Origin of the sequence: Christiangramia sediminicola, assembly GCF_031344135.1 — a bacterium.
Lineage (GTDB): Bacteria > Bacteroidota > Bacteroidia > Flavobacteriales > Flavobacteriaceae > Christiangramia > Christiangramia sediminicola.
In genome coordinates, this window is the sequence record NZ_JAVJIU010000003.1 from 246611 (window position 1) to 273165 (window position 26555).

Here is a 26555-nt window from a genome sequence, read left to right on the forward strand (position 1 = left end):
TTCTGCAGGGCGAATTAATCCCAACGTAATATATGTTATTTTATATTATTGATTTTCAGCGTTTTATGTATTGTCTGGTTACGATAGCTAATGATTTTTAATCGGACAAAACTTAAATTCAGGACATAAAAAAAGCCATCTAAAAAGATGGCTTTGATTTATACTGAAAAGAACGCACATCTTACCAGGGTCGATTCTCAATAATGAAAATGACATCAAGTAGAGATGTAATAATGTTCTGGATTGCTGTAATCATGACCCTAAATTAGAAAAAATATAGCTAAGAACCACATTACCAAATTGTTAGTTTTATTTTTTCTTCTTTAAAGAGTATAGATCCTTTCTTCTGTCTTTCATATTTCTAACACTGCCAAAGTTGTGCAGTTCCTTTAAAAGATCGAGATCCACATCTACCAATAAGGTACTTTCTGTATTCGGGGTCGCTTCAGCTTTAATACCGTTTACAGGAAAAGCAAAGTCTGAAGGCGTTAGTACCGCGCTTTGTGAATATTGAATATCCATATTATCGACTTTCGGTAAATTCCCTACAGAACCCGCAATGGCTACATAGCATTCATTTTCTACCGCCCTGGCCTGCGCACAGATCTTAACTCGGGAATACCCATTTTGTGTATCGGTCATAAAAGGCACAAATAGAATATTCATTCCTTCTTCTGCCAGAATTCTTGATACTTCAGGAAACTCGACATCGTAACAGATCAATACTCCAATTTTCCCACAGTCAGTATCAAAAGTTTCGAGCTTGTTTCCACCTTTCATTCCCCAGGCAGTTTCTTCAGCCGGAGTAATATGAAGTTTTTCGTAGCGCTCATAACTTCCGTCACGTCTACACAAATAACCCACATTATACATATGCTCGCCTACCGGAAGCGGCATACTTCCCGTAATGATGTTGATGTTATAATTGATGGCGAATTCTCTAAATGTCTCTAAAAGCCTTTCCGTATAATCTGAAAGTCCACGTATGGCTTCCGGTTCAGATAAATGGTTAAACTGAGCCATTAGAGGGGCGTTAAATAATTCTGGGAATAGTATAAAATCGCTCTGATAATTGCTCACTGCATCTACGAAGAATTCGATCTGCGATACCAAAGCATCGTAATCTTTGAAAAGTCGCATCTGCCATTGTACAAGACCCAATCTAACTACCGTTTTAGTAGTATTTACCAATTTTTGAGGTTTGGTATAATAGATATTATTCCACTCCATTAATGTGGCAAATTCCTTGCTTTCATGATCTCCGGAAAGATATCCCTTGATCACTTTCTTCACGTGAAAATCGTTGCTGAGCTGAAATGATAGAACAGGATCATGAATCTCCTGTAATTTTACTTTTTCAATATATTTTTTAGGAGTTAACTCTTCAGCATATTTAGAATAATTCGGAATTCTACCGCCAAAAATAATAGCCTTTAAATTAAGATGTTCACAAAGCTCTTTTCTTGCTTCGTATAATCTACGTCCGAGGCGCATTCCGCGGAATTCAGGATGAATAAACACATCTATTCCGTAGAGTACATTTCCATTTTTAGTATGGGTTGAAAAATTCTCTCCACCAATGATTTCATCGTAGTTATGATTATCATCAAACTTGTCATAATTCACAATAATAGAAAGAGCGCAACCGGCAATTCTATTATCGATCACTATACATAACTGACCTTCAGGAAATTTATTTACAAGTGTTTTGATCTCGCCTTTGCTCCAGTATTCATCGGGCATGGCCTGATAACTCTTCACCATGGAGATCTTTAATTCTTCATAGTCTTTAACCTGTAAATTTCTTAGTTCAATTTTTGCTGAATCTATCACGGCAATTTAATTTTTGGATACACGAAGATACTGCAGAATATGCAGTTTTATAATTTGAAAATAGAGATTTGAATTAAAGTATTCTTAAACTTCGCAAATACCTTCCTTTATAGCGAAGATGACTAAGCCTACTCTACTCTTTACGTGCAGTTTACTAAAAAGACTTTCCCTATAATTCTCTACTGTTTTTGGACTTAAATTCATTTCAGCTGCAATGGCTTTATAGGTGAGCTCGCTACAGGCATGGTTTAAAAACTCTAATTCCCTGGTGGTAAGCTCTTCATATTTCTGTTTTCTCTCTTCGCGGCTCAATGCTTCAGAAATGGTTGTATTGGAATAATAACCGGTTCGATCTATAGCGTTTAGTGCAAGCTCAAATTCTTCAGGATCTATATCTTTCAAAAGATATCCTCTGCAACCTAAGCGTAACATTTTGATGATGTTTTCATCTTCCTGGTCTACAGTTAAAGTGAGAACTTTTTGCTGCGGATTATTCTCTTTAAGCCATTTCATTGTCGCCAATCCGTCCATTACCGGCATACGCATATCTAATAGAATAAGATCTGGAGATGCCTTGCCATCACTGAAGTGTTTTAAAAGTTCCTCTCCATTTTTATAGACATTGGTAACTTCAAAACCCTCATAAGAATTGACTAGAATTTGAAGTGATTGCGCAAAAAGTTTATGATCGTCAACGATTATTATCGTTCTGTTCATGTGGTTTAGTCTTGGTTGGATATCGTAAAGATAACGAAGTTCCTTTACCAATAGAAGAATTCAGCTCAAAATCGGTATTTATAATCTCTGCACGACTGCGCATATTTAGTAATCCTGCACCGGCTTCTACATTATCAGAATCAAAACCTTTTCCATCTTCAAATGCGTATATCTCAAGATACTCTGGCAGATATTTAAACCTGATATCCAATACTGAAGCACCAGCATATTTGATCACATTAGAGAAGTATTCCTGAAGAATCCTGAAAAGTATAATACTATCCTCCTGTTCAATTGGATAATGCTCCCCTTCAACAATGATCTTAGCGTCTACTACTTCCAACCTGTTGAATCGCTCAATTTCATTGCGCACTGAAGCCTCTAAACCCACATACTCGATTACTTCGGTATTTAATGAGCGAGAAAGGGCTCTAACTTCAGCAAGTGAATCTGCAACCATTTTACGGGCCTCCTGAAAACTTACACTGTTGTCCTCTTTCACTTTCTTCTGGAGAATATTCAATTGCATACTCGCAACGGCCAGCAACTGACCAATATTATCATGAAGTTCCCAGCTCACGTTCTTAAGTGTAGCTTCCTGAATTTCTATACGCGCATTTGAAAGTTCATCTCTGAAGTTCTGCTCGGCAGCATATTTCTCCTGAAGTAATTTATTCTTTCTTCTTTGATAGGTTATAAAGAATAGAACGGTGAAACCAGCCAGAAAAAAGATTACCAGGATAAAGTAAACTATTAGTAAGATCTCTTCCTTTTGAAGCATATTTTAACGGTAGGTTATTTAGCAAGTATACATAAAATTTATAATAATAAACGTAGGTGAGTGTCGCTTTCTAAGCGGTTTTTGCCTTGAGTCTGGAACTCATTTCCACATAAAAACCTATAATAAACATCGAGTAAAGAAAGATGTTTGCGTACATCAATGCCGTACCATACATTTTGATGAATTCCGGGTTGGATGTATTGAAATAAGATGTATATATCTTTAATGGAACTACGCATAACTGCCACAATAAAACGCCAGTCCCAGAGTAGAATAACGCATCTGAAGTAAGACTTAAAATTTTGTCTGAAAGGAGTACCTCGAAAAAGTAAGCGATAAGGCAAAAGAAAACGATAATGGTACCAATGAATATCACTGAAAACTCCTCGGCATATAAGAAATTTCCAAAAGTGCTATAACATATAAGACTATATATTCCGAATAAAATCAAAGCTGCGTGGAGAATCTTTTTAAGGTGATACTTTTTGAGAGAATGAATCTGACTCGAAAATACGTAGCCAAATACAAGATAATTTATAACCCTTACAATATTATAGAGCCAGAAATTTCTATGAAAAGGAGAATCTTTCAGGAATGGTAAAGTTTCATACTTATCAAAAAACGCCCAGATTGGATAAAGTCCAATGGTATCAACAACAAAAATAAAACAGAGATAAAAGACAAAAACCTTCATCTCTGTTTTTAAGGATTTTCGAAATTTAAAATAATATTTTAAGGCTATACACATCGCCAGAAACTCAAAAATTGGAATGATGTAAAGCTTATTGTCAATAATAAAATCCAGCACTTACAGGGTCTTGTTTAGTTAGTAGCCAAATGGTGGCCAAAGCCCACCGTTTTCGTTAAATGGGTCTATTTCAGTGTTTTCTTCGTAATCCCTTCCAGAGCCATCATCTTCTACAGAATTCTTTTTTTTGGTCGCAGATAGAAAAATCGTAGTGAGATTAGGCCTGTTCTCCTTTTCTTTGTAGGCTCCTAGCCAAATATTTATACCTGGATTTGAAATATTTGCTTCTTCAGATTTTTCCCTTACATAATCTAGGTATTGCTGTAGTTCATCAAGCGTGAAATGAAATTCACAGGTATCTTCATGTGTCTTTCCGTTGGTAGTAACTTCAAGACGGGTATTCCACCATTCTTTCTGAATTTCCTTTGCTCTTGAGATTGAAATACATTTTTCCGGTTTTTCCATAATTGAATAAGTGATTGGTTAGAAGTCCTAAAATTAGGAATATAAAGCGTAAAGCGCACATTTAAAGAATAAAAAGGGGAATTTTCCCCTTACACAGGATGACATCCTCAGCTATATTTGTTTCAGTCATTTTAGTAAAGCTAAAGTGTTTTGGGGCAAAAAAGTGTTGTTTAGGTATGTTATAGTTCTGAGTAGGGTCTTTTCTATAGCGATCGCCGAGATAGCACTTTTTTATTGTCCCATATTCATCATTCTCTACCTGTATTCTTTCTTCTTAAATTTAACTTTTTCTCCAGCTAATTTTTGAGATAATACCTGAATTCCTTTTTCTGAAAGTTGCAATATCCTGGGATAACCGCCAGTAGTTTGACAATCACGCATTAGGCAGATTATCTTGCCAGATGGAGTTAATTGTACTGTTCCCGGCATCACCGGTGCGGTAATTATAGGCGCAAGTTCATTCTCAAGATCCTCCATGAACTGGACAGCCATCCGGTTACTACTTTGGTCTGTTTTGAAACTTGAACCAAATAATTGCTCCTTTTGAGTGGTATTCAAATTTTCAAACTCGGGTCCTGGATAAACTTCTATTTCATCGGAAGCTAAATATTCGGTATTTATTTTAAGAGAAGAATAAGTTGAAACGTTTTTATCAAAAACCTGCTTATAAGGCATTTTCATCCCTTTAACCATTCGAGCGTTTTCAGTAATACCTTCGTACCAGCTTTTACTTTCCATTACGGACTCACTTTCAAAACCTCCAGCTATTCCAATATAACTCCTGAATCCGTTTTCCCGCGTTCCAAATTTCAAAATATCTCCTTCAGATATTTTAATACTCGAATTCATTTCTACTGAACTATCATTCAATTTAGGAGAAAGATTCGCACCCGAAATACAAATCCTGGTGGCGTCATTAAATTTCAATTGAGGTCCCTGCATGGTAATTTCCATTACAGAACAATTCTGAGAATTACCTAAAATCAAATTACAAATGCGCATGGCGTACCTGTCCATAACTCCGCTATGAGGAACACCAAATTTCTGAAATCCTAACCTTCCAAGATCCTGAATACTGGAAAATAAACCGGGTTGTAAAACTTCAATTTCAGCTTTCATGATCAATGATTTTTAACTCATAATTTCCGTTTGAAATCTGCTCTTCAATTTCAAGATATTCTGTCCTGGAAACAGATTTAAATTTTATTTTATCACCAGAAGAAAAAGGACTCGGCTCAGGCAAATTTTTATCGAATAATTCAACAGGACATTTGCCTAAAATCTGCCATCCGCCCGGACTATTTTTAGGATAAATTCCGGTCTGATTTCCACCTATCCCCACGGCACCTTTTTCGACCGATCTTCTAGGGTTATTTTTACGTGGAATTTCCAGTCTTTCATCAAGGCCTCCGAGGTATAAAAAACCGGGAAGAAAACCGATAAAATAAACCTGGTAAACCGGAGCTGTATGCAATTGGATAATTTCACTTACCTGCATGTTTTTTTGCTCAGAAATATGCTCCAGATCGAGTCCGAATTCCAGATCATAACACACTGGTAATTCGTAAATTTTATAGTTTTTATTTTTTGTTATATTAGCCTCTCTAAATAGCTCCTTTAAGGCTGAAATTTCACCATAGACATCTTCTATAGTTAATACATAACTAATTAATATCGAGTTATATGTGTTGATTACTTCAACATTTTGTTTAAACTTTAAATTTTCTAATTTTTCCTTATAAAAAAGGACTTTTTGAAGAACATCTTCTGAGATTTTCGGCTCAAATTCAATAAGAATTCCCCGATCTCCAAGAGGTGTTATTTCAGGAATTTTTTGCATTATGTATTCTTTACTTCTACTCCTTTTTGAGCAAGTTTTTTATGAAGAAATTGGATAATCTCTACTGATGATGGGGTATCACTGTGTAGGCAAAAAGTATCAGCTTTTCCTGTAATTTTCTTTCCAGAAAATGTGGTGATCTTTTCGTCGTTATAAATAGAAAAAACATGCTGAAAAACTTCTTCTTCTTTAGTGATCAAAGCAGCATTTTCAGACCTTGATACAAGGCTGTAATTTTCGTTATAATTGCGGTCTGCAAATGCTTCAAAAAACAAATGAAATTTTCCCATTCCAAGTTCAGAAATTTTGGAATTTACAGGCACATAAAGTTTAAAATCTACACCTAATTCTTCCAGACATTCAAGAACTATTCTGGCAATATTTTCATCTATTGCGGCATCATTATAAAGAGCTCCATGAAACTTTACATGAGTAAGTTTTCCACCCTCAGATTCGGCAATTTGTTTAAGGCTTAGAATCTGTCCTTCTATGGAAAGTTTTAGATCATCTTCAGACATTTCTAAATGATTTCTTCCAAAATTTTCCCTGTCTGGATAAGATGGATGTGCACCAATCTCAACATTATGTTCCATTGCAAGCCTGACGGTTCTATGCATCGTTTCCAGGTTGCCTGCATGACCACCACAGGCAATATTACAGGCAGATATTAAAGGCATTAACTCTTCATCAAATTTTCCGCCTTCACCCAGATCACAATTTATATGTATCGTTTTTTCCATCTAAAAGTTCTGAATTACATTAAAGATTGATTTCGCTCCTAAAAATACAGCCAGAGCAATCACTACAAAACCAATGATATTTTGCAGTAAACTGTTCCTATACTTCCCTAGAACAGTTTTCTGGTTGACTACCCAAAATAAGAAAGTTGCAATAATTGGAAGAACCAGACCATTGGCAATTTGAGCAAATTGAATAATTTCAACCGGTTTTATACCCAGGGAAGAGAACATAACGCCAAGAATGATAATGCTCATCCATACTAATTTAAACTTCTTTGAATTCATTCCTCCTTTCCAACCCAAACAACCTTTTACCACGTAAGCAGCTGCGAGAGGCGCTGTAATTGAAGAAGTGATCCCTGCAGCCAGAAGTCCGATAGCAAGAAATACTGTAGCTGAACTTCCAAATAAAGGCTCAAGACCTATAGCAAGGTCAGCTGCATCTTCGATCTTATCTATATTGGAGGCTGCAGCACACACTACAATCGCCATGGAAACAAGTCCGCCGAGAAATAGAGAAAAAATCAATTCTTTTCTAACCATCCCAAGTTGTTTACTGCCTTTCCATTTCTCACTAACAAGTGACGCGTGTAGAAACAAATTATAAGGCACTACGGTAGTTCCTACCAATGCTATGATGGTTAGCAGGCCTGCATCAAAATTTCCCGGTACAAAACCATTAAAAATATCAATTAAATCTGGTCCAGTTAATACAGCGGTTAAAAGAAATGCTATGCTCATTAATAATACAAGAACAATAAAAACCTTCTCCAGCTTTTTATAACTTCCAAGAAGTAATAATATAAAAGCAATACTTCCAATTATCAGGCTCCAAATATTAAAATCAAAAGCTCCCAGTTGAAAACTATTGGAATCAAAAACTGCTTCAATGCCAAGTACAGCTCCTGAAATATTACCAGCTTCATAAGCCGCATTCCCGATAACTATTGCTGAAAAAATAAGGAATAGAGTAAAAATCCTAATTGCTGGATTTTTCATTTCATCTCTAATACAGTCACTTAGACCTTTACCTGAAATCAACCCAAGTCGGGCTGACATTTCCTGAAGCACTATACAGGCAAAGATAGAAACCAATAGTGCCCAGAGTAAAGAGTATCCAAAATTTACTCCGGCAATACTGCATACGGTCACGGTTCCCGGGCCAATAAATGCAGCTGACACCAGAATACCGGGACCTAAATTTTTAATAAAATTTTTCAAGCCTTAGGCGTATTCCCTGATTCTTTGAGAGCGTAAAGCGCAAAAGTTCCTAACCAATGACCCCCCTCATAGCTATCTCCGGCAACGTTTGGAAAAGAATAAGAAATATGCTCATTGGCAAGCATTTTTAAGTGTCCAAAAGTATCTGGATATTTATTCGCGAGTCTATAGAAAACCCAGGCCCTACTAAAGTTAAGCCCATCAAGATGTACAAGCTTACCATCTGTACGATCTGATACTTCACCAACTTCCATTTGAAAGTCTTCATCTTTAAGCTGAGGCATAAAATCATCAACCCAAAGACTAAAGGCATTCTTTGGCAGAACTCTGCTCATAATATCTATTTCAGAAAGACATGGGGATAAAAAATCATATCCTCCAGGCTCCCAGGAAACCGGGCAATCATCATCTTTAAGATAAAAATCCTGAGCTCGTTTTTTCACTAGTTCAAGTAATTCTGAATTCTCAGTCGTTTCAGCATAATCATAGGCGAAAGTTAATCCAAATGCAGTATTGGTATGCTCTCCTACCCTAATTGGATAGTTCAACTTTGGCAAAAATTCCATGTATTTCTGCACAATAATATCGGTTAAAGGCTGAAGGTTAGCTGAAAGTTCTTCCCCAAGCGGATCTTCCCATGTTTTTAGCTCTTGGGCTAATTTTAGCAACCAAGCCCAGCCATAGGTCCTTTCATAAGAACCGCTTTGCTCTCTATTAAAATAATTTACTTCTGCCTGGATATTTTCTGAAGTTAATGAGTTTTTTAAGCTTTCCCTGATCGCTTCTTTTTTCTCAACATCGGGAAACTGTTTCAGTAAGCTCACTAACGACCAATGAGCATGAACTGATGAATGCCAGTCAAAGCATCCGTAGAACGCTGGATGCAGCTCGCTAGGCTCCCCCAACGCATCCTTATTTTCTAAGGTCTGGCCTAGTTTGTTTGGATATTCAGTATCTATACAGCTTAGCGGAAGCTCTGCAAGTTTATTTGCTTCCTCTAGATTAAGAATAACTGGTTTTGAGTTTTTAAGTGCATCAGGAATTAAATCTTCTGTATTTAAGGTGTCAGTGGAAGTTTCAGTAACATCTGTATCCTGGGATTGATCGCCTTTACAAGAGAATATCCCAAGGCATAGAAGAATAAGAAAAAATCTTTTCATTGGTTTAGGTTGTTGATTTCCGAAGATCTTCAAACCGGAAATTGTGGATTGGTTATTTTCAGTCTACCCAAAAATATAAAAAAGCATTTTAGGTTTAGTTAATTAAAACTCAAGATATTCAGGCCAGCCAGCCTTCCCTGTCCAAACTTCTATATTGAATCGCTTCGCTTAAATGATCGCCTTTAATATTTTCACTATTTTCTAGATCAGCGATCGTTCTGGAAACTTTCAGAATTCTGTCATAGGCCCTTGCAGAAAGATTCAATCGCTCCATTGCAGTTTTAAGCAATAACTTTGAAGTCTCATCAAGCTTACAGTTTTCACGAATTTGCTTTGGTCCCATCTGAGCATTGTAGTGTATGGCTTCAAATTCACTAAACCTTTTAAACTGAATCTCTCTGGCCCGAGTCACTCTCTCCCTTATCAAAAGACTACTCTCGCCCTTTCTATCTTCGCTTAATTTCTCAAAAGGTACTGGAGTTACTTCAATGTGAATATCGATTCTATCCAGAAGAGGACCGCTTATTTTGCTCAAATATCGCTGCATTTCTATAGGTGAAGATGTAACCGGTGCGTCAGGATCATTAAAATATCCTCCAGGGCTTGGGTTCATACTTGCAACAAGCATAAAGCTTGACGGATAAGTTACGGTAAACTTAGCTCTGGAAATTGTCACTTCTCTATCTTCAAGTGGTTGCCGCATCACCTCCAACACTCCTCGCTTAAATTCAGGTAATTCATCTAAAAATAGTACACCATTATGAGAGAGTGAGATCTCTCCCGGTTGAGGATATGCTCCGCCGCCAACAAGCGCCACATCAGAAATCGTATGGTGCGGACTTCTAAAAGGTCGTTGAGACATCAAGCCAACATTATCTTTTATACGCCCAGCAACGCTATGGATCTTTGTAGTTTCCAGAGCTTCCTGGAGAGTCATTGGAGGCAAAATACTTGGAAGTCTTTTCGCTAGCATGGTTTTACCCGCTCCCGGCGGACCGATAAGAATAATATTATGACCTCCTGCAGCAGCGATTTCCATACATCTTTTTATAGATTCCTGACCTTTAACGTCAGCAAAATCATATTCAAAATCTTTCAGGTTTTCATAAAAGATTTCTCGGGTATTGATCTCTGTTCTTTCCAGAACAATTTCCTGATCAAAGAAATTAATCACTTGTTTGATATTATTTACGCCATAAACTTCGAGCCCAGAAACTATTGCCGCTTCTCGAGCATTTTGTTCCGGAAGAATAAAACCTTTAAATCCTTCTTTTCGTGCCTGTATAGCGATAGGTAAAGCTCCCTTAATAGGCTGCAGACTTCCGTCTAATGAAAGCTCCCCCATTATAAGATAGTCTGATATATTTTCGGCTTTGATCTGATTAGAAGCAGCGAGGATACCCATGGCAAAGGTAAGATCGTAAGCCGATCCTTCTTTTCTAAGATCTGCAGGCGCCATATTGATAATAATCTTTTTACCGGGTAGTTTGAAATTATTATTCTGAAGCGCTGCAGTAATTCGATAACTCGATTCTTTCACCGCATTATCTGGCAAACCCACCAAATGATAACCGATGCCTGAAGCAATATTTACTTCTACAGCGATAGTGGTTGCTTCCACACCAAAAACAGCACTGCCATATACTTTTACAAGCATTTTTTCAAAAATTAATAAAGGCAGGGCTTTATGATTATTGAATTAAATGTAAACTATTTTCGGTAAGAAATACATTTCCAGATGATTACATTTTAAAATAAAAAAGGCCCGCAAAAATGCGAGCCTTTAATGTTTTCAGAAATATGAGTTTAAGAAACTTTTATCACATTCTTTCTATAATGTTCGATCAAAGCATCAATAGGTCTTCTCACAATATTACCAATTTCAATTCCGTAAGGCTGAACAACTGCTTTAATAATATCCTCACTAAAGAAAGCAATGGTTCCTATAAAATGCACAGGAACTGATGTTACCTGAGGATATGCCAGAACTCTGGAATGAACAAAATCTGTGAGACCTTCGTGAAGCAATTTGTAGAAATATCCATTTCTTTCGTTCTTGAAGATAAATTCTGCAAAATGTGCCAGATACGTATTTGGATTATCCTTTCTGTAAAGATTCATCTTGATCACGTCTGAGTTCAGATCAAATTCTTTTTCAAATTTTTCTGCGATCTCAGGAGGCATACGTTTATAGTAGTAATCTCGAATAAGTCTTTTTCCGAAGTAGTTTCCGCTAGCCTCATCCATTAAAATATATCCTAATGAATCTACTGCCTGGTGAATTTTCTCCCCATCAAAATAACAGCTGTTAGATCCTGTTCCAAGAATACAAACGATTCCTGGCTCGGTGGTAGCAGCATATACAGCAGCAACCGTATCTTCCATCACCAATACTTCATCTGCATTTGTAAAGTAATTAGCGATGATACTTTTCAGTAATTCTCTAGGAGTTGGAGTACCGCAACCGGCTCCGTAAAAATGTACTTTTTCAATTGTATCCCTTACTTCAGCAAGATCAGGATTTTCAGCAAGTCTTTCTTCCAGAACTGCTTCCTGGAATACAGCGGGATTCAAACCTTTACTTCTGGTCTTGAATACCTGCTCCCCTTCATTGTTCAGAAGTATCCAGTCACATTTGGTGGAACCTCCATCAGCAATTAATATCATGTGTTCAGATGATTAATTTAAACCTGTAAAGTATACAGCCAGGCTTCCCGGGCTGTATACTTCAGATTTAAAAAATATTATAAAGATGCTACGTGTGCAGCAAGATCTACTAGCTTAGATGAGTATCCATACTCATTATCATACCAAGCGATCAACTTGAAGAAATTATCGTTAAGCTCAATACCAGCTCCAGCATCAAAGTTACAAGTATGTGCATCTGAAACGAAATCCTGGCTTACTACTTCTTCGTCTGTGTAAGAGATCACTCCTTTGTAGTCTCCATTAGCAGCTTTTTTGAAAGCAGCTTTGATATCGTCGTAGCTTGCAGATTTTTCAGTTCTTACAGTAAGGTCAACAACAGAAACATCTGTGGTTGGCACTCTAAAGGCCATTCCGGTAAGTTTTCCTTTAAGTGAAGGAATTACTTTAGTTACAGCTACTGCAGCTCCTGTTGAACTAGGAATGATATTCGCCATGGCGCTTCTTCCTAATCTGAAATTCTTTTTTGATGGAGAATCTACTGTAAACTGAGTTGAAGTAGCTGCGTGTACAGTTGTCATCAAACCTTCTACAAGTCCAAACTCATCGTCGATCACTTTTGCAAGTGGTGCAAGACAGTTAGTTGTACATGATGCGTTAGAAACGATGTTCTGATCTGCAGTTACTTCGTGGTGATTCACACCCATTACGAACATTGGTGCCGTTTTAGAAGGTGCAGAGATCACAACTTTTCTAGCTCCGGCATCAAGGTGAGCCTTTGCATTGTCAAGATCTGTGAAAATCCCTGTACAATCCATTACTACCTCTACTCCAGCATCTCCCCACTTAAGGTCTGCAGGATTCTTTTCTGAAGTAGTTCTTATTTTTTTTCCGTCTACGAAAAGATCACCATCTTTTACTTCAACAGAACCTTTGTATTTACCGTGTACAGAGTCATATTTAAGCAAATAAGCCAAATGATCTACATCTAGTAAATCGTTAATAGCTACAACTTCTACATTCTCATTCTGGGCAGCAATACGGAAGGCAATTCTTCCGATACGTCCAAATCCGTTAATTCCAATTTTTGTACTCATATTCTTTGGTTTTTAATTATACCGAAGTGATGTCTGCCACCCTTCGTAATTCTTTATCTAATTTCGCATCACCATTTATAGCGGTTTTTAAATCTACATAGACAACCTTCTGGTGATGTATTCCTATCATGATCTCAGACTTGTTGTTCATAAGTGCTTCTACCGCACCAACTCCAAGTTTACTGGCAAGAACACGATCAAAACAGCTAGGTGAACCACCACGCTGAATATGCCCGAGAACAGAAACTCTGATCTCGTACTCATCCATGTTCTCTTCTATATAAGAGGCAAGTTCAAAAATGTTCTTTCCGCTCTTATCACCTTCAGCAACCACGATAATGCTAGAGGTCTTACCAGATTTTTTACTCTTTCTAAGGGAATCTATCAATCTTTCTACTCCAAGATTTTCTTCAGGAATCAGGATTTCTTCAGCCCCGGCTCCAATACCACTATTCAAAGCGATATCTCCGGCATCACGTCCCATTACCTCAACAAGGAATAACCTGTTATGAGAACTGGCCGTGTCACGGATCTTATCAATGGCTTCAACCACTGTATTTAAGGCCGTATCGTAACCCAAGGTATAATCTGTACCATTAATATCATTATCAATAGTAGCAGGAATACCTACGGTTGGAATATTAAATTCCTGACTAAAAAGCTCGGCACCCGTAAAAGTACCATCTCCACCAATCACTATTAAAGCGTCAATATTATTCGCTTTTAAGTTTTCGAATGCTTTTTTTCTTCCTTCTTTAGTTTGAAATTCTTTGGAACGAGTAGATTTTAAAAAAGTTCCACCCTTATTTATGATATTTCTAACCGAACGTGCATCCAGAGTTTCAAAGTCGGCTTCGATAAGCCCCTGATATCCTCTGTAAATTCCTGTACACTCAATTTTGTAAAATGAACAGGCACGAACAACTGCTCTAATGGCAGCGTTCATTCCCGGAGCATCTCCTCCGGAGGTTAGAACTGCGATGTTTCTAATATTTTCAACCATTTAGCTCAAAACTAATCTCTTTAAAACCGATAACCTAATTTCGGAAAAAACTAAAACGTTTTCGGTTAATAACTAATAAAAAAAGCCACATTTAAGTGGCTTTTTGCAAATATTTATGACTTTAATTACTTATTTATCAAAATTTTGTACTCCCAGGGCTCAAATTTCATTTCCTGACCTCTTGAAATACTGATATCTGCATCATTCATATAATCTGAAAAATCACCTTCCATTTCTGCTGTGAAATTCACGGGTTCACCTGACATATTTGAAACAAAGTATAAGGTCTGCCCATCTTTCTCTCTCTTGAAAAGCAGAACTTTCTCTTCCGCAGAATTATTTACAGCTGTGTAAGAGGCTTTGTTTTTTCCTCCATTTAAAGCAGCATTAGAATTCTTTAATTCTCCTAGTTTCTCCAGTAACGGATATACTTTTCCTTTAGTTTTTGGGATCGTATCCTTTTCAAAGAACAATAACCTTTTATCCATATCGTACTCCTGACCACTATAGATCAAAGGCATTCCCGGAATTGTATAACTCATGGCAAGCATTGCTTCTGAAGCATCTCCCATTCGTTCTTCTACAGTTCCTGCCCATGAGTTCTCATCATGATTGGTCACGAAATTCATTAGAAAATCATCCTCTTGAAAAGTAGTATCGATCTTCTTCATATAATTATCCCAGTCTTTCACAGTTTTCTGACCCTGAGCGATCTCGTTCATTAAATGATGACCTTCCCAGTTATATCCCATTTCAAAGGCATTATGAAAAAGATCTTTAGGATCCTGAGCTTCAGCAAGCATGATTAAAGGTTTTGCTTCATTTAAAGTCTTCGCGGCAGCTTCCCAGAAGTCGGTTGGAACTGAATGCGCCGCATCTGCTCTAAAACCATCGATATCATGTTCTTCTACCCAAAATAGCATTTCTTCGGTCATCTTTTCACGCAATTCCTGATTATCAAAGTTCAGGTCGGCAACATCTGTCCATCCCCATGGTTCTCCAGTCGCGTCATTAATAGGATCTGTGATTTCACCATCTTTCCCTTTGGTATAATATTCAGGATGCTCCGTGATCCAGGCATGATCCCAGCCAGTATGATTGGCAACCCAGTCAAGAATTACATACATTCCATTCTCATGTGCAGTCTGTACCAATTCATCAAAATCTTCCATGGTTCCGTGTTCAGGATTTACCGCAGAATAATCTGAAATTGAATAATAACTACCTAAATATTTTTTACGTTCTTCCGGGTCTTCAATATCTTCAACATCCTTCTCTCCGGTTGCTTTTCTGTTTTTCATAGAAATAGGATACATCGGCATTAACCAGATCACCTTTACTCCCAGTTCCTTTAACTGCGGAATATCTTTTGTAAACGCATCAAAAGTTCCTTCCGGAGAATATTGACGGATGTTGGCTTCATAAATAACCGCCGATTCCATCATATCATCGCTCACCGGAGCCAGACTATCTTTTTGGGTTTCTTCGGCTGAAGACTCCTCTTTATTTGGCTCATTTTTACATGATACCAGAAAACTGAATACCATTAAGATCAATACAAGTTTTTTCATTAATATTTGTTTTAGTGTTAATTAAGTTTTGTGGTTAAAAAATAGGCTCCGCGCTGTGGTAGAGAAATTGAATCTTCCCATTTCATTTTTTTACCGGTAATTAGGTTTTTGAATTCCATTCCTGAAAAACCTAATTCCTCAAATCTTGAAAGATCTAAATCAACAGCTTCCTCATTTTTATTCAGGATCAGGACTACCTTTTCAGTATCTGAAATTCTGGAAATCAGGTAAACCTGATTTTCCGGAGCAAAATGAATAGTTTTCCCTGTTTGTATGGCTTCACTATCCTTTCTATAATTTAAAATCTTCTTCAGAAATGACTGCATATCTTTCTGATCTTCGGTCAAACCTTCTCCGGTAAAAGCATTCACTTCGCTATCTTCCCATCCTCCCGGGAATTCGGTTCTAATGAGCCCGTGATCTCCCGGCTTTTCGGTATCGTCCATCAAAATTTCGGTTCCATAATAGATCTGAACAATTCTTGGAAGAGTTAGAATATAACTTAACGCCATTTTAGTATTAGGGATATCTTCTCTTAGCTGAGTGTAGATCCTGCTCATATCGTGATTGTCTGGGAAGATCATAATATCCTCCGGCGAAGCATAGGCAAAATCATTTGCCAGGCCGGCATACAATTTATCCAGTCCCTGCTCCCAGCCGGCATCTTCATTCAAACCTTCAACGATGTTTGATTGCATGGCGAAATCCATGGTGCTTCGAAGATTTGAATCATAGCCGTTATCTACGCCATCCTGCCAGTATCTAATTAGCAGAGGATTATTGCTCCACTCTTCACCTACAATGTTGAAGTTTGGATATTCTGCCATGATGGCTCCAGCCCAATCGCTCATAAATGCTTTATCAGGATAGGGATAAGTGTCCTGGCGAATTCCTCCAAGGTTTAGCGTTTCTATCCACCAGATACTATTCTGGATTAAATATTTCGCCATGTATGGATTACGTTGATTAAGGTCTGGCATCGTATCTACGAACCATCCATTACTCATTCTCTTTTTATCTGATTCTGCAGCATAGAGATCCTGATTGGTTGTTCTCTTATGACTTGAATACTTGATCTTTTCACCATTTTCATAAAGCTCCTGGTAATTGATCCAGTCTTTAAAAGGCAGGTCTTTCATCCACCAGTGTTCAATTCCGGCATGGTTCGCAACCTGGTCCATGATGATTTTTATTCCTCTTTCACCTGCTTTATCTGCCAGCTCCTTATATTCCTCCAGTGTTCCAAAACGAGGGTCAACTCTGTAAAAGTCGGTCATCGCATAGCCATGGTAAGAACCAGATTTCATGTCATTGATCAATAAAGGAGAAGACCAAAGCGCTGTAAAGCCCATATCATCTATATAATCAAGATGATCAATAATTCCTCTTATATCGCCACCGTGACGGCCATAATCATCATCGCGATCAAGGATTTTTTCATTTAAAGATTCATCGGTGTCATTTGAAGGATCTCCATTGGCAAACCTGTCTGGAGTAATTAAATAAATCGCGTCTGAATTATCAAAACCCACATAATTTTCTGCCGGTTTTGACCTTTCTTTCAGCTCATATTCATAATCCTCGGTTGTACCATTCTCAAGTTCAAAACTGATCTTGAATTTTCCCGGTTTTGCCGATTCGGAAATTTTTAAGTCAATGAACAAGTAATTAGGACTATCTGCTGAATTAAATTTTTCGATGCTTACCCCATCATAATCAATTTCCGGAGTGGCGTTTCCAATATTTTCACCATAGACCATTAATTGCAATTCAGGATCTTCAAATCCAATCCACCAGTTTGGCGGCTCAAGTCTTTCTATTTGTGCAAATGAAGAAATGCTGAAAAGACCGATTAATAAGTATAAAATAGATTTCATTTCAGTATAAATTAAAAAAGGGCTTTCTGAAATTCAGAAAGCCCTATAATATTTAAGCACTTACAGGTGTATTTGGTACAACCTCAACCGGTTTCCCATTTACAAGAATATCCAAAGAATCTTCACCTTCCAGCGTGAATTCAGTTTTACCTGAAGAGACATCAACTTTTAGAATTCTGTCCCTGAAATTCACTTTGAATGAATAAGCCTGCCATTGTTCAGGAATTTGAGGCTTGAATGAAAGCTGGTCATTCTCCACACGCATTCCTCCAAAACCTTCAACGATGCTCATCCAGGTTCCGGCCATACTTGTGATATGACAACCTTCTTCCACTTCTTTGTTATAATCATCAAGATCCAGTCTCGAAGTCCTAACATAGAATTCGTAGGCCTGCTCCATTCTTCCGAGAACGGCGGCCTGTATACTATGCACACAAGGAGAAAGCGATGATTCATGAACGGTTAGCGGCTCATAGAAATCAAAATGTTTTTCCAGTTCTTCCTTGCTGAAATGATCTTCAAAGAAATAGAATCCCTGAAGCACATCTGCCTGTTTGATATAACACGACCTTAAGATCCTGTCCCAACTCCATTTCTGGTTAATTGGTCTTTGTTTTCTATCCAGTTCAGCAACAGGAATGATCTCCTTATCCAGGAATCCATCCTGCTGAAGATAAACTCCGTACTCTTCTGAATATGGGAAATACATCTCTTCCGCAACTTCCTTCCACTTAGAAAGCTCTCCTTCGTTCAATGAAGTTAGACCCATAATTCGAAGATAATCTTCCTGGTGACCATCCTTCACCTTGTCTATCATCTCTAAACAGTACTCTATACACCATTTAGCAATGTAATTCGTGTACCAGTTATTATGAACATTATTTTCATATTCATTAGGTCCGGTGACACCAAGGATCACAAACTTATTTTTCTTTTTGCTGAAATTTGCACGCTGATGCCAGAACCTGGCTATGGCGATCATTACTTCAAGTCCTTTTTCCGGGATATAGCTGAAATCTCCGGTAAAACGAACGTAGTTATAGATCGCGAAGACCATAGCACCGTTACGGTGAATTTCTTCAAAAGTGATCTCCCACTCATTATGGCTTTCTTCACCATTCATGGTCACCATAGGATAAAGGGCAGCACCATTAGAAAATCCTAATTTTGAAGCATTCTCTTTGGCCTTTTCTAAGTGATTATGTCTGTAAGCAAGTAATTTTCTGGCAACCTTCTGATCTTTGGTCGCCATGTAAAAAGGAATACAATATGCTTCGGTATCCCAATAGGTACTTCCTCCATATTTTTCCCCGGTAAATCCTTTCGGGCCAATATTCAGTCTTTCGTCTTTTCCAAGATAGGTTTGATTCAATTGAAAAATATTAAAACGAATTCCCTGTTGAGCTTTAACATCACCAGAAATAGTAATATCTGCCATTTCCCAGATCGCTGCCCAGGCATCTTTTTGCTCTTGCTTTAACCTCTCAAAACCTTTATTTGTGGCTTTATCTAATACCAGACTTGCAGCTGAAATAAGATCTGGTCTTTTATGATTCATATCGGTCACATAACCAGCATACTTAATAATACTAGCAGTCTCTCCTTTTTTGGCTTCAACTGAATATTTGAAAGAAACTCTGTCTTCTCCTGTTCTTACTTCAGGAGATTGTTCCTGTTTGGTTCCGTTCAACAATAATTCAGATTGCATATAAGTCCCTACATGAAATTCAGTTTTCAAGGTTTTTGAGACGATAAACGCCTGATCATCTTTAGATTTCACTTCCAGAGTTTCCCAGAAACGTTCTTCCCAGTTGGCATCTGTATTAGTGATGCTTCCGTCCAGATATGGATCAAAACGAACCTTTGCATCCTGATTTAAAGGAGTAACTTCAAATTTGATAGCTCCCAGTTCATCATCTACAATAGAAAGAAAACGGATAGCTTTCACTTCAATTTCTACTCCATTAGGTAGAGTAGCTTCAAAAGATCTCCCTAGAAAACCTTCTTTCATATTAAGTTCTCTACGGAAATTATGAACATTCTTGCAGGTATGAAGATCTAAAGCTTCTTCATTCACAAATACGTTGATCCCGATCCAGTTTGGAGCGTTCAATACTTTTGCGAAGTATTCCGGATAACCATTCTTCCACCAGCCAACTTTTGTTTTGTCCGGGTAATAAACTCCTCCAATATAGCTTCCCTGAAAACTTGGTCCTGAATATTGCTCTTCAAAATTGGCTCTCTGACCCATTGCGCCATTACCAATACTGAAAAGACTTTCAGATGATTTTACTCTTCCCGGGTCAAACTCTTCTTCAATGATAGACCACTCATCAGGTTTTATATAATCTTGATTCATTACTTCTGGTTTCTCAATAATTTTTCAATAAACTCTATTTCAATCTCGGTGAAATCTGTAAAAACATAATCGGCTTCATTCAACACCTTTTCATCACCAATACCAATGCTGGTCATTTTACCAATATTGGCTGCCTGAACTCCGGCAACCGAATCTTCAAATACCACACAATTATGTGGTTCAGCATTTAATTTCTCAGCCGCGATAAGGAAAACTTCCGGATCTGGCTTTGCTTTACTAACATCTGTACCATCTACGATAGCATCGAATTTTTCGTACAGATCAATTTTTTTTAGAATGGTTCTGGCATTTTTACTTGCAGAACCGAGCGCGAATGGAATTTTATTTTCAATTAGATAATTCAGCACTTTAGGCACTCCAGGAAGAATTTCTGCATCATCCATTTCTTCTACATAAGAAAGGTAATTCTCATTCTTAAGAGCCATCTGTCTATTGAATTCTTCTTCAGAAAGCTCCATATTTCCCCACTTCAATATCTTTTTTAAAGATTCTACACGACTTACTCCTTTTAACTGCTCATTCTGCTCTTCGGTAAAATCGAAACCAAGATCATTTGCCAGCTTTCTCCACGCCAGAAAATGAAATTTGGCGGTATCTACTATCACACCATCCAGATCGAATATGAATGCTTTATGATTGCTCATCTATATTTATTCTTTTATTTGTTTGAACTCTTAGGGTTAAAAGTCCTGATAAGATCATGGAAAAACCTCCTACGATCAACGCGTAGATTGGCTCTCCATTAAATAGCTCTTTTACTAGAAAACCAAGAATGGTTGCCGCAACAATTTGAGGGATCACGATAAAGAAGTTAAAAACTCCCATATAATATCCCATTTTCGAAGATGGTAACGCACCAGATAACATCGCATAAGGTATAGAAAGGATACTGGCCCAGGCCACACCTACTCCAACCATCGCTAATAACAATCCCACTTTATCTCCTAAAAAGTACACAGAGATAAGACCCAATCCACCCATGGTTAAGGCTAATAAGTGCGTGATCTTATTACTTGTTCTTCTAGCCAGCACAGGTAGTAAAAATGCTACAGCTGCAGCTACTCCATTATAAACAGTGAACATTACGGTAACCCAATCTGCTGCATCATTATATAATTCTGAAGTAGTATCAGTAGTTCCAAATACATGTCCCGTTACAGCTGGTGTTGTGTAGATCCACATTGAAAATAATGCAAACCAGGAGAAGAATTGCACCCAGGCTAATTGTTTCATGGCCGGAGGCATATTCAGCATATCTGTTATGATAATGGTAAATCCATTACGAACCTGTTTTTTACGCAGGCTTGATACCACCATAAATAGAACACCGGCTATTATAAGGCCTACAAATAAAATGTATAATTCCTTAGTTAGACCATTCTGAAATATCAGAAATGAAACTATGGCTCCAATTACGGCCATTATCGCTCCAGTGATAAACTGACTGCGAATGTTCTTTGTCTTATCTACAACTTCAACTCTTGCTGGTTTATCCTTAAGCTTTTCTTTTTCGAATGCGTCGAGTTCTTCTGGAGAGTATTCCTTAGATTTTATTACCGTCCAAATAACTGCCAGGAAAAAGACGACACCACCTACATAAAAAGACCATTTTACTGAATCTGGTATAATACCTTCCGGGGCTGTATTACTTATTCCGAACCAGTTAGTGAACATATAAGGAAGAAGGGAACCAACCACGGCTCCTACTCCAATAAAGAAACTCTGCATCGCGAAACCGAGCGTTCGTTGTCTGTCTGGTAAATTATCTCCAACAAATGCCCTGAATGGTTCCATGGAAATATTTATGGAAGCATCCATGATCCATAATGTCCCGGCCGCAACCCACAAAATTGGCGAATTAGGCATTATAAATAGTGCTATTGAAGATAAAATGGCGCCAATAAGAAAATAAGGTCGACGTCTTCCCAGTCTTGTCCAGGTTCGGTCACTAAAGTAACCAATAATTGGCTGAACCACGAGACCGGTAACCGGTGCCGCAATCCAAAGAATAGGAATATCTTCGACGCTTGCTCCAAGAGTTTCAAAAATTCTCGAAGTATTGGCATTTTGTAAGGCAAAACCGAACTGAATTCCCAGAAATCCAAAACTCATGTTCCAGATCTCCCAGAAGCTTAAGGTACGTTTACGCATATCGTAAATTTTAATTATCACGATAAGCACTAAGACTTATCAAAACTTAAAATAGGTAGGAAGTAAAAATATAAGTTTTGATAAATTTCAATTACGGCAAATATATAGATTTTTTAAAACGAACACCTTATTTCTTTGATTTTGTTGAATTTCGGGTCACCAGTTCTGTTTCTACAATGATTGTTTTGTAGTAGTCATCCTCGCTTGGCGTGCGCTCTAATTTCTCTATTAACAGCCGGGCAGATTCCTCTCCCATTCTCATTCCATGCTGGCTTACCGTGGTTAAACTAGGAATGAATCTTTTTGACAATTCTCCATCGGTAAAACCTATCACCGATACATCTTCAGGCACTTTCTTACCTTGTTCCTGAATGGTTTTTATTGCTGAAATAGCAAAATGTTCATTTACGGCAAAAACACCATCTACTTTCTTATTGCGTAAAAATTGTTCGATCTCAGCTTCACTATCTTCCATCTCCTCGATCTTCAGAATAAGATCTTCATTGATCTCGATATTATTTTCTACAAGAGCCTGTTTGTAGCCGTGAGTTCTCAGTTTCCCTACACTAACATAATCAACCGTAGAGATAAGAGCTATGTTCTTGCAACCACATTCAATTAAATATTCAACGGCCTTTTTACCGCCAGTAACATCATCAATGATCACCTTATCGCATGCAATATCATCTACTACACGGTCAAATAACACAAGCGGCATACCCTGGTTGATCGCTTCTACCAAATGATGATAATCACCTTTTTGCATGGTTTCTTTAGCCAGTGACAAAATGAATCCGTCGGTACTACCGTTTGCAAGCATCTCCATGTTCAGTACTTCCTTATCAAAAGAATTATCTGAAAGGCATACGAATACATTATAACCCATTTCATTAGCCACCTTCTCTACACCACTTATTACTGTAGTGAAAAAATGATGAACGATTTCCGGAATAATAATTCCTATAGTTTTGGTTTTACGGTTCTTAAGGCTTAATGCGATGTTATTAGGCTTATAATTATAATGCTTGGCAAAAGCCTTGATCTTTTCCCTGGTTTCTTCTCCAATTTCAGGACTGTCTCTAAGCGCTTTTGAAACAGTGGAAATTGATACATCCAGTTCTTTCGCAATTTTCTTTAGGGTAAGTTTTGGCTTCATTTAGATTCGATATTCTTTTTTTGAGTAGGGTTTCATTTTCGATTCGTCAAATTTACCACATTTAAATTATGATACCCTTAACTAAGAAAAGTTTTCAACACGAAAACGTTTTCGTCGCAGTAATACTGCAGACTCCCCGATTTTTGGTGTAGAATTTACATACATTTAACCTCAGGAAGTAAAAATATAAGGTTAATTTTTAGTAAAAACCAATAGAAAATTTATGAGAACTTTATTTAAAAGCACATTGATTTTGCTGTTTATGCTGCCAATGAGCTTTTTTGCCCAAAGCACCGTTAGCGGTACTGTGACCGAAAGCGCCACAGGATTACCGATTCCAGGTGTTAACGTAATTGTTCAGGGTACCACAAACGGTACTACAACAGATTTTGATGGGAATTATTCCATTGACAATGTTTCTGAAGGCGACATATTATCCTTTTCATTTTTAGGATTCGCAACTCAGGAAATCTCTTATAGTGGTCAGTCTACAATAGATCTACAGTTAGATGAAGATTCTGCTTCTCTGGATGAAGTAGTATTGATCGGTTATGGTGCAACCTCTGAGCAGGATGCCACCGGGGCTGTAGAAAAGATTTCTTCAGACCAGTTTAACCAGGGTGCTGTAGTTGCTCCAGAGCAACTGATCGCGGGTAAATCTGCCGGTGTACAAGTTACTCCAGGTGGTGGTGCTCCAGGACAGGGAGGAACTATTCGTATTCGTGGAGGTTCATCTCTTTCGGCATCCAATGATCCGCTTATCGTAGTAGACGGGGTGCCATTAGATCAAAGAGGAGTTGCAGGATCACGTAATGCCCTTAACTCTATTAACCCAAATGAGATCGAAGATTTCACTGTATTAAAAGATGCAGCTGCTACTTCTATTTATGGTTCTAGAGCATCTAACGGGGTTATCCTTATTACCACTAAAAAAGGTAAAAAAAATACTCCTTTCCAGTTCACTTATGATCTTAAAACTTCTATAGGTAACATTACAGATAAAGTAGACGTGTTAAATGCTGAAGAATTCAGAACTCTTATTAATAGCACTGCGGGAACAGACCCATCTTTATTAGGAAATGCAAATACAGACTGGCAAGACCAGATTTATGAAACTTCAGTAGGTGCTATTCACAACCTTACAGCTACTCAGGGTATTGGAAATTTCTATTATAGATTGAACTTTAACCAGACTGCTGAAACAGGAGTACTTACAGGAGATTATTACGAAAGAAATGCATTCAATGTTTCATTGAACCAGGATCTTTTCGATAATAAACTGAAACTCACATTAACTTCTAAGAACAGTTTAGACAAGAACAAATTTGCAAACCAGGGAGCTATTGGTTCTGCTGTTGCATTTGATCCAACTCAACCTATCTATGATGACACTCTTCCATTTGGAGGATATTTTGAATTTAACAGAAATTCAGGTGGAGATATCGTTCAGCAAAACCTTGCTACAAGAAACCCGGTTGCGCTTTTAGACCTTAATGAGGATAATAACCAGACAAGAAGGTCTATCACGAACCTTAATGCTGAATACAAATTGCACTGGTTACCAGAACTAAAAGCTGTGGTAAATGCCGGTTTTGATTATGCTGAAGCTAACGGGAGCACATTCCTTCCTTTAATTGCAGCTTCAAATACGTCAAATATCAACCAGTTCAGCAACTATGAGAACATTAACCGAAACTTACTGTTAGATACATATCTTAACTATAAGAATGATGTTAATTTCCTTAATACTACAGAAGTTGATCTTACTGCAGGACATTCATACCAAGAATTCTACTCGTTCTCTAATGTTTATGGAACTGAGCAGGATCAGGAAGTTGACTTCCCGGTAGATATCAACCGTAACTCATTAGAATCTTACTTCGCAAGAGCAAGTTTTGATATTAATGACAAATACTTAATCTCTGGTAGTATTAGAGCTGATGGTTCTTCAAGAGTTGCTCCACAGAACAGATGGGGTTATTTCCCGGCTGCCTCTATAGGTTGGAAAATTCATAATGAAGCCTTCCTTCAAAACTCTAATATAGTTTCTGAATTGAAGCTTAGAGGTGGTTACGGAGAGACTGGTAACTACGAGATTGGAAGAAATTATGGTTATCTTGGACTTTATACTCCTAGTCAGGGAGGTGCCAGATACCAGTTTGGCAACACTTTTGTGCCTACTTTAAGACCAGAAGAGTATGACGAAGACCTTAAGTGGGAAAGTTTAATCAACTATAACGCGGGTATCGACTTCGGATTCTTCAGTAATAGACTTAGCGGATCTGTTGATGCTTATTACAGAGAAACTGAAGACCTTATTGCAACTGTACCGGTTCCAGCTGGAGCTAACCTTTCAGACCAGTTACTTACAAACGTAGGGACTACCGTGAGTAGAGGTATTGAAGTTGGACTAAGCGGAGACCTTGCAAGATCTGAAGATTTTAACTGGACCTTAGATTACAACATTTCATTCCAGGATCTTGAGATTACTCAATTAACTCTTGGTGACGATCCTAACTTCTTTATTCCTCAGGGAGGAATTAGCGGTGGTGTTGGTAACAACATTCAACTTTGGAAAGAAGGATATGATCCAACAACCTTCTTCGTTTTCAGACAGGTTTATAATGACCAGGGACAGCCAATTGAAGGTGCTTATGTAGATGTGAACGGTGATAACCAGATCACAGAAGCAGATAAGCAGCCATACAAGAAAGCAACTCCAGACTATTATATGGGTCTTACAAACACGATGAACTATAAGAATCTAGACTTCAGCTTTACATTTAGAGGAAGTTTTGGAAATTATATTTACAATAACACGCAATCTGCAAACGGATTTGTAGAAGCAGGAACTAACACTCCTTCAGATTACTACTCAAACTTCAATTCGAATGTTTTGGCTACAGGATTTGAAAACAGTCAGTTTTTCTCAGATTATTACCTTGAGGCTGCAGATTTCGTAAAGCTTGATAACATAAGCATTGGGTATACGATTCCTGGAGAAAAAGTAGACTTCAGAGCTTCTTTAACTGCCAGCAACGTTCTTGTGATCACAGATTACGAAGGATTAGATCCTGAAGTATTTGGTGGAATAGACAACAATTTCTACCCTAGATCAAGAAGATTCGTACTTGGGCTGAACTTTGCATTTTAATGAATAATAGAAAAA

The 26555-nt window shown here is 37.7% G+C and carries 21 protein-coding genes; 1 reads left to right on the plus strand and 20 read right to left on the minus strand.

Annotated elements, in window-relative coordinates; translation table 11 throughout:
* Window positions 1–309: 309 nt before the first annotated feature.
* The 20 genes from RE431_RS08410 to RE431_RS08505 form a co-directional block, all read right to left on the minus strand.
* A complete protein-coding gene (locus RE431_RS08410; RefSeq protein ID WP_309561537.1) occupies window positions 310–1833 on the minus strand; it encodes a GNAT family N-acetyltransferase in 1524 nt (507 codons plus the stop codon).
* A gap of 84 nt (window positions 1834–1917) precedes the next feature.
* Window positions 1918–2550: a response regulator transcription factor gene (locus tag RE431_RS08415; RefSeq protein WP_309561538.1), complete on the minus strand. Its 633-nt coding sequence runs from the start codon at window positions 2548–2550 to the stop codon at window positions 1918–1920.
* Complete coding sequence (locus RE431_RS08420) at window positions 2525–3331, minus strand: sensor histidine kinase (RefSeq protein ID WP_309561539.1); 807 nt, start codon at window positions 3329–3331, stop codon at window positions 2525–2527. The genes RE431_RS08415 and RE431_RS08420 overlap by 26 nt, the downstream gene beginning before the upstream one ends.
* Before the next feature lie 70 nt (window positions 3332–3401).
* On the minus strand, window positions 3402–4025 hold the full coding sequence (locus tag RE431_RS08425; protein ID WP_309561540.1) for a hypothetical protein: 624 nt from the start codon (window positions 4023–4025) through the stop codon (window positions 3402–3404).
* Between the two features lie 132 nt (window positions 4026–4157).
* Window positions 4158–4544, minus strand: coding sequence for a hypothetical protein (locus RE431_RS08430; protein ID WP_309561541.1), 387 nt, complete (start codon window positions 4542–4544; stop codon window positions 4158–4160).
* Between the two features lie 255 nt (window positions 4545–4799).
* A complete protein-coding gene (locus tag RE431_RS08435; RefSeq protein ID WP_309561542.1) occupies window positions 4800–5663 on the minus strand; it encodes a 5-oxoprolinase subunit C family protein in 864 nt (287 codons plus the stop codon).
* Window positions 5653–6384 (minus strand): 5-oxoprolinase subunit PxpB, encoded by a 732-nt coding sequence (gene pxpB, locus RE431_RS08440; RefSeq protein ID WP_309561543.1) that lies wholly within the window; start codon window positions 6382–6384, stop codon window positions 5653–5655. The genes RE431_RS08435 and pxpB overlap by 11 nt, the downstream gene beginning before the upstream one ends.
* Window positions 6384–7124, minus strand: a complete 741-nt coding sequence (pxpA, locus tag RE431_RS08445; protein WP_309561544.1) for a 5-oxoprolinase subunit PxpA — start codon at window positions 7122–7124, stop codon at window positions 6384–6386. The genes pxpB and pxpA overlap by 1 nt, the downstream gene beginning before the upstream one ends.
* The gene (locus RE431_RS08450; protein ID WP_309561545.1) at window positions 7125–8345 is read right to left on the minus strand and encodes an Nramp family divalent metal transporter; all 1221 of its coding nucleotides are present in this window, start codon (window positions 8343–8345) and stop codon (window positions 7125–7127) included.
* Window positions 8342–9505, minus strand: coding sequence for a DUF2891 domain-containing protein (locus tag RE431_RS08455; protein WP_309561546.1), 1164 nt, complete (start codon window positions 9503–9505; stop codon window positions 8342–8344). Before RE431_RS08455 ends, RE431_RS08450 begins: the two co-directional genes overlap by 4 nt.
* Before the next feature lie 118 nt (window positions 9506–9623).
* Window positions 9624–11162, minus strand: coding sequence for a YifB family Mg chelatase-like AAA ATPase (locus RE431_RS08460; protein WP_309561547.1), 1539 nt, complete (start codon window positions 11160–11162; stop codon window positions 9624–9626).
* A gap of 149 nt (window positions 11163–11311) precedes the next feature.
* Window positions 11312–12172, minus strand: coding sequence for a BadF/BadG/BcrA/BcrD ATPase family protein (locus RE431_RS08465; protein ID WP_309561548.1), 861 nt, complete (start codon window positions 12170–12172; stop codon window positions 11312–11314).
* Between the two features lie 77 nt (window positions 12173–12249).
* Window positions 12250–13248 carry a type I glyceraldehyde-3-phosphate dehydrogenase gene (gene gap / locus RE431_RS08470; RefSeq protein ID WP_309561549.1) on the minus strand — a complete coding sequence of 333 codons (999 nt, stop codon included), beginning with the start codon at window positions 13246–13248 and terminating at the stop codon, window positions 12250–12252.
* A 16-nt stretch (window positions 13249–13264) separates the two neighbouring features.
* Complete coding sequence (gene pfkA / locus RE431_RS08475) at window positions 13265–14251, minus strand: 6-phosphofructokinase (RefSeq protein WP_309561550.1); 987 nt, start codon at window positions 14249–14251, stop codon at window positions 13265–13267.
* A 125-nt stretch (window positions 14252–14376) separates the two neighbouring features.
* A complete protein-coding gene (locus RE431_RS08480) occupies window positions 14377–15822 on the minus strand; it encodes an alpha-amylase family glycosyl hydrolase (RefSeq protein WP_309561551.1) in 1446 nt (481 codons plus the stop codon).
* A gap of 17 nt (window positions 15823–15839) precedes the next feature.
* Window positions 15840–17699 carry a glycoside hydrolase family 13 protein gene (locus RE431_RS08485; RefSeq protein WP_309561552.1) on the minus strand — a complete coding sequence of 620 codons (1860 nt, stop codon included), beginning with the start codon at window positions 17697–17699 and terminating at the stop codon, window positions 15840–15842.
* 52 nt (window positions 17700–17751) lie between these two features.
* Complete coding sequence (locus RE431_RS08490; protein ID WP_309561553.1) at window positions 17752–20058, minus strand: glycoside hydrolase family 65 protein; 2307 nt, start codon at window positions 20056–20058, stop codon at window positions 17752–17754.
* Window positions 20058–20723 carry a beta-phosphoglucomutase gene (gene pgmB, locus RE431_RS08495; protein WP_309561554.1) on the minus strand — a complete coding sequence of 222 codons (666 nt, stop codon included), beginning with the start codon at window positions 20721–20723 and terminating at the stop codon, window positions 20058–20060. The genes RE431_RS08490 and pgmB overlap by 1 nt, the downstream gene beginning before the upstream one ends.
* Entirely contained in the window at window positions 20710–22230 is a 1521-nt protein-coding gene (locus tag RE431_RS08500; protein WP_309561555.1) for an MFS transporter, read from the minus strand. Before RE431_RS08500 ends, pgmB begins: the two co-directional genes overlap by 14 nt.
* 127 nt (window positions 22231–22357) lie before the next feature.
* Window positions 22358–23386, minus strand: coding sequence for a LacI family DNA-binding transcriptional regulator (locus tag RE431_RS08505; protein WP_309561556.1), 1029 nt, complete (start codon window positions 23384–23386; stop codon window positions 22358–22360).
* A gap of 223 nt (window positions 23387–23609) precedes the next feature.
* On the opposite strand from RE431_RS08505, the gene RE431_RS08510 reads away from it, so the two are divergent.
* Window positions 23610–26540 (plus strand): SusC/RagA family TonB-linked outer membrane protein, encoded by a 2931-nt coding sequence (locus RE431_RS08510; RefSeq protein WP_309561557.1) that lies wholly within the window; start codon window positions 23610–23612, stop codon window positions 26538–26540.
* The last annotated feature ends 15 nt before the right edge of the window (window positions 26541–26555 follow it).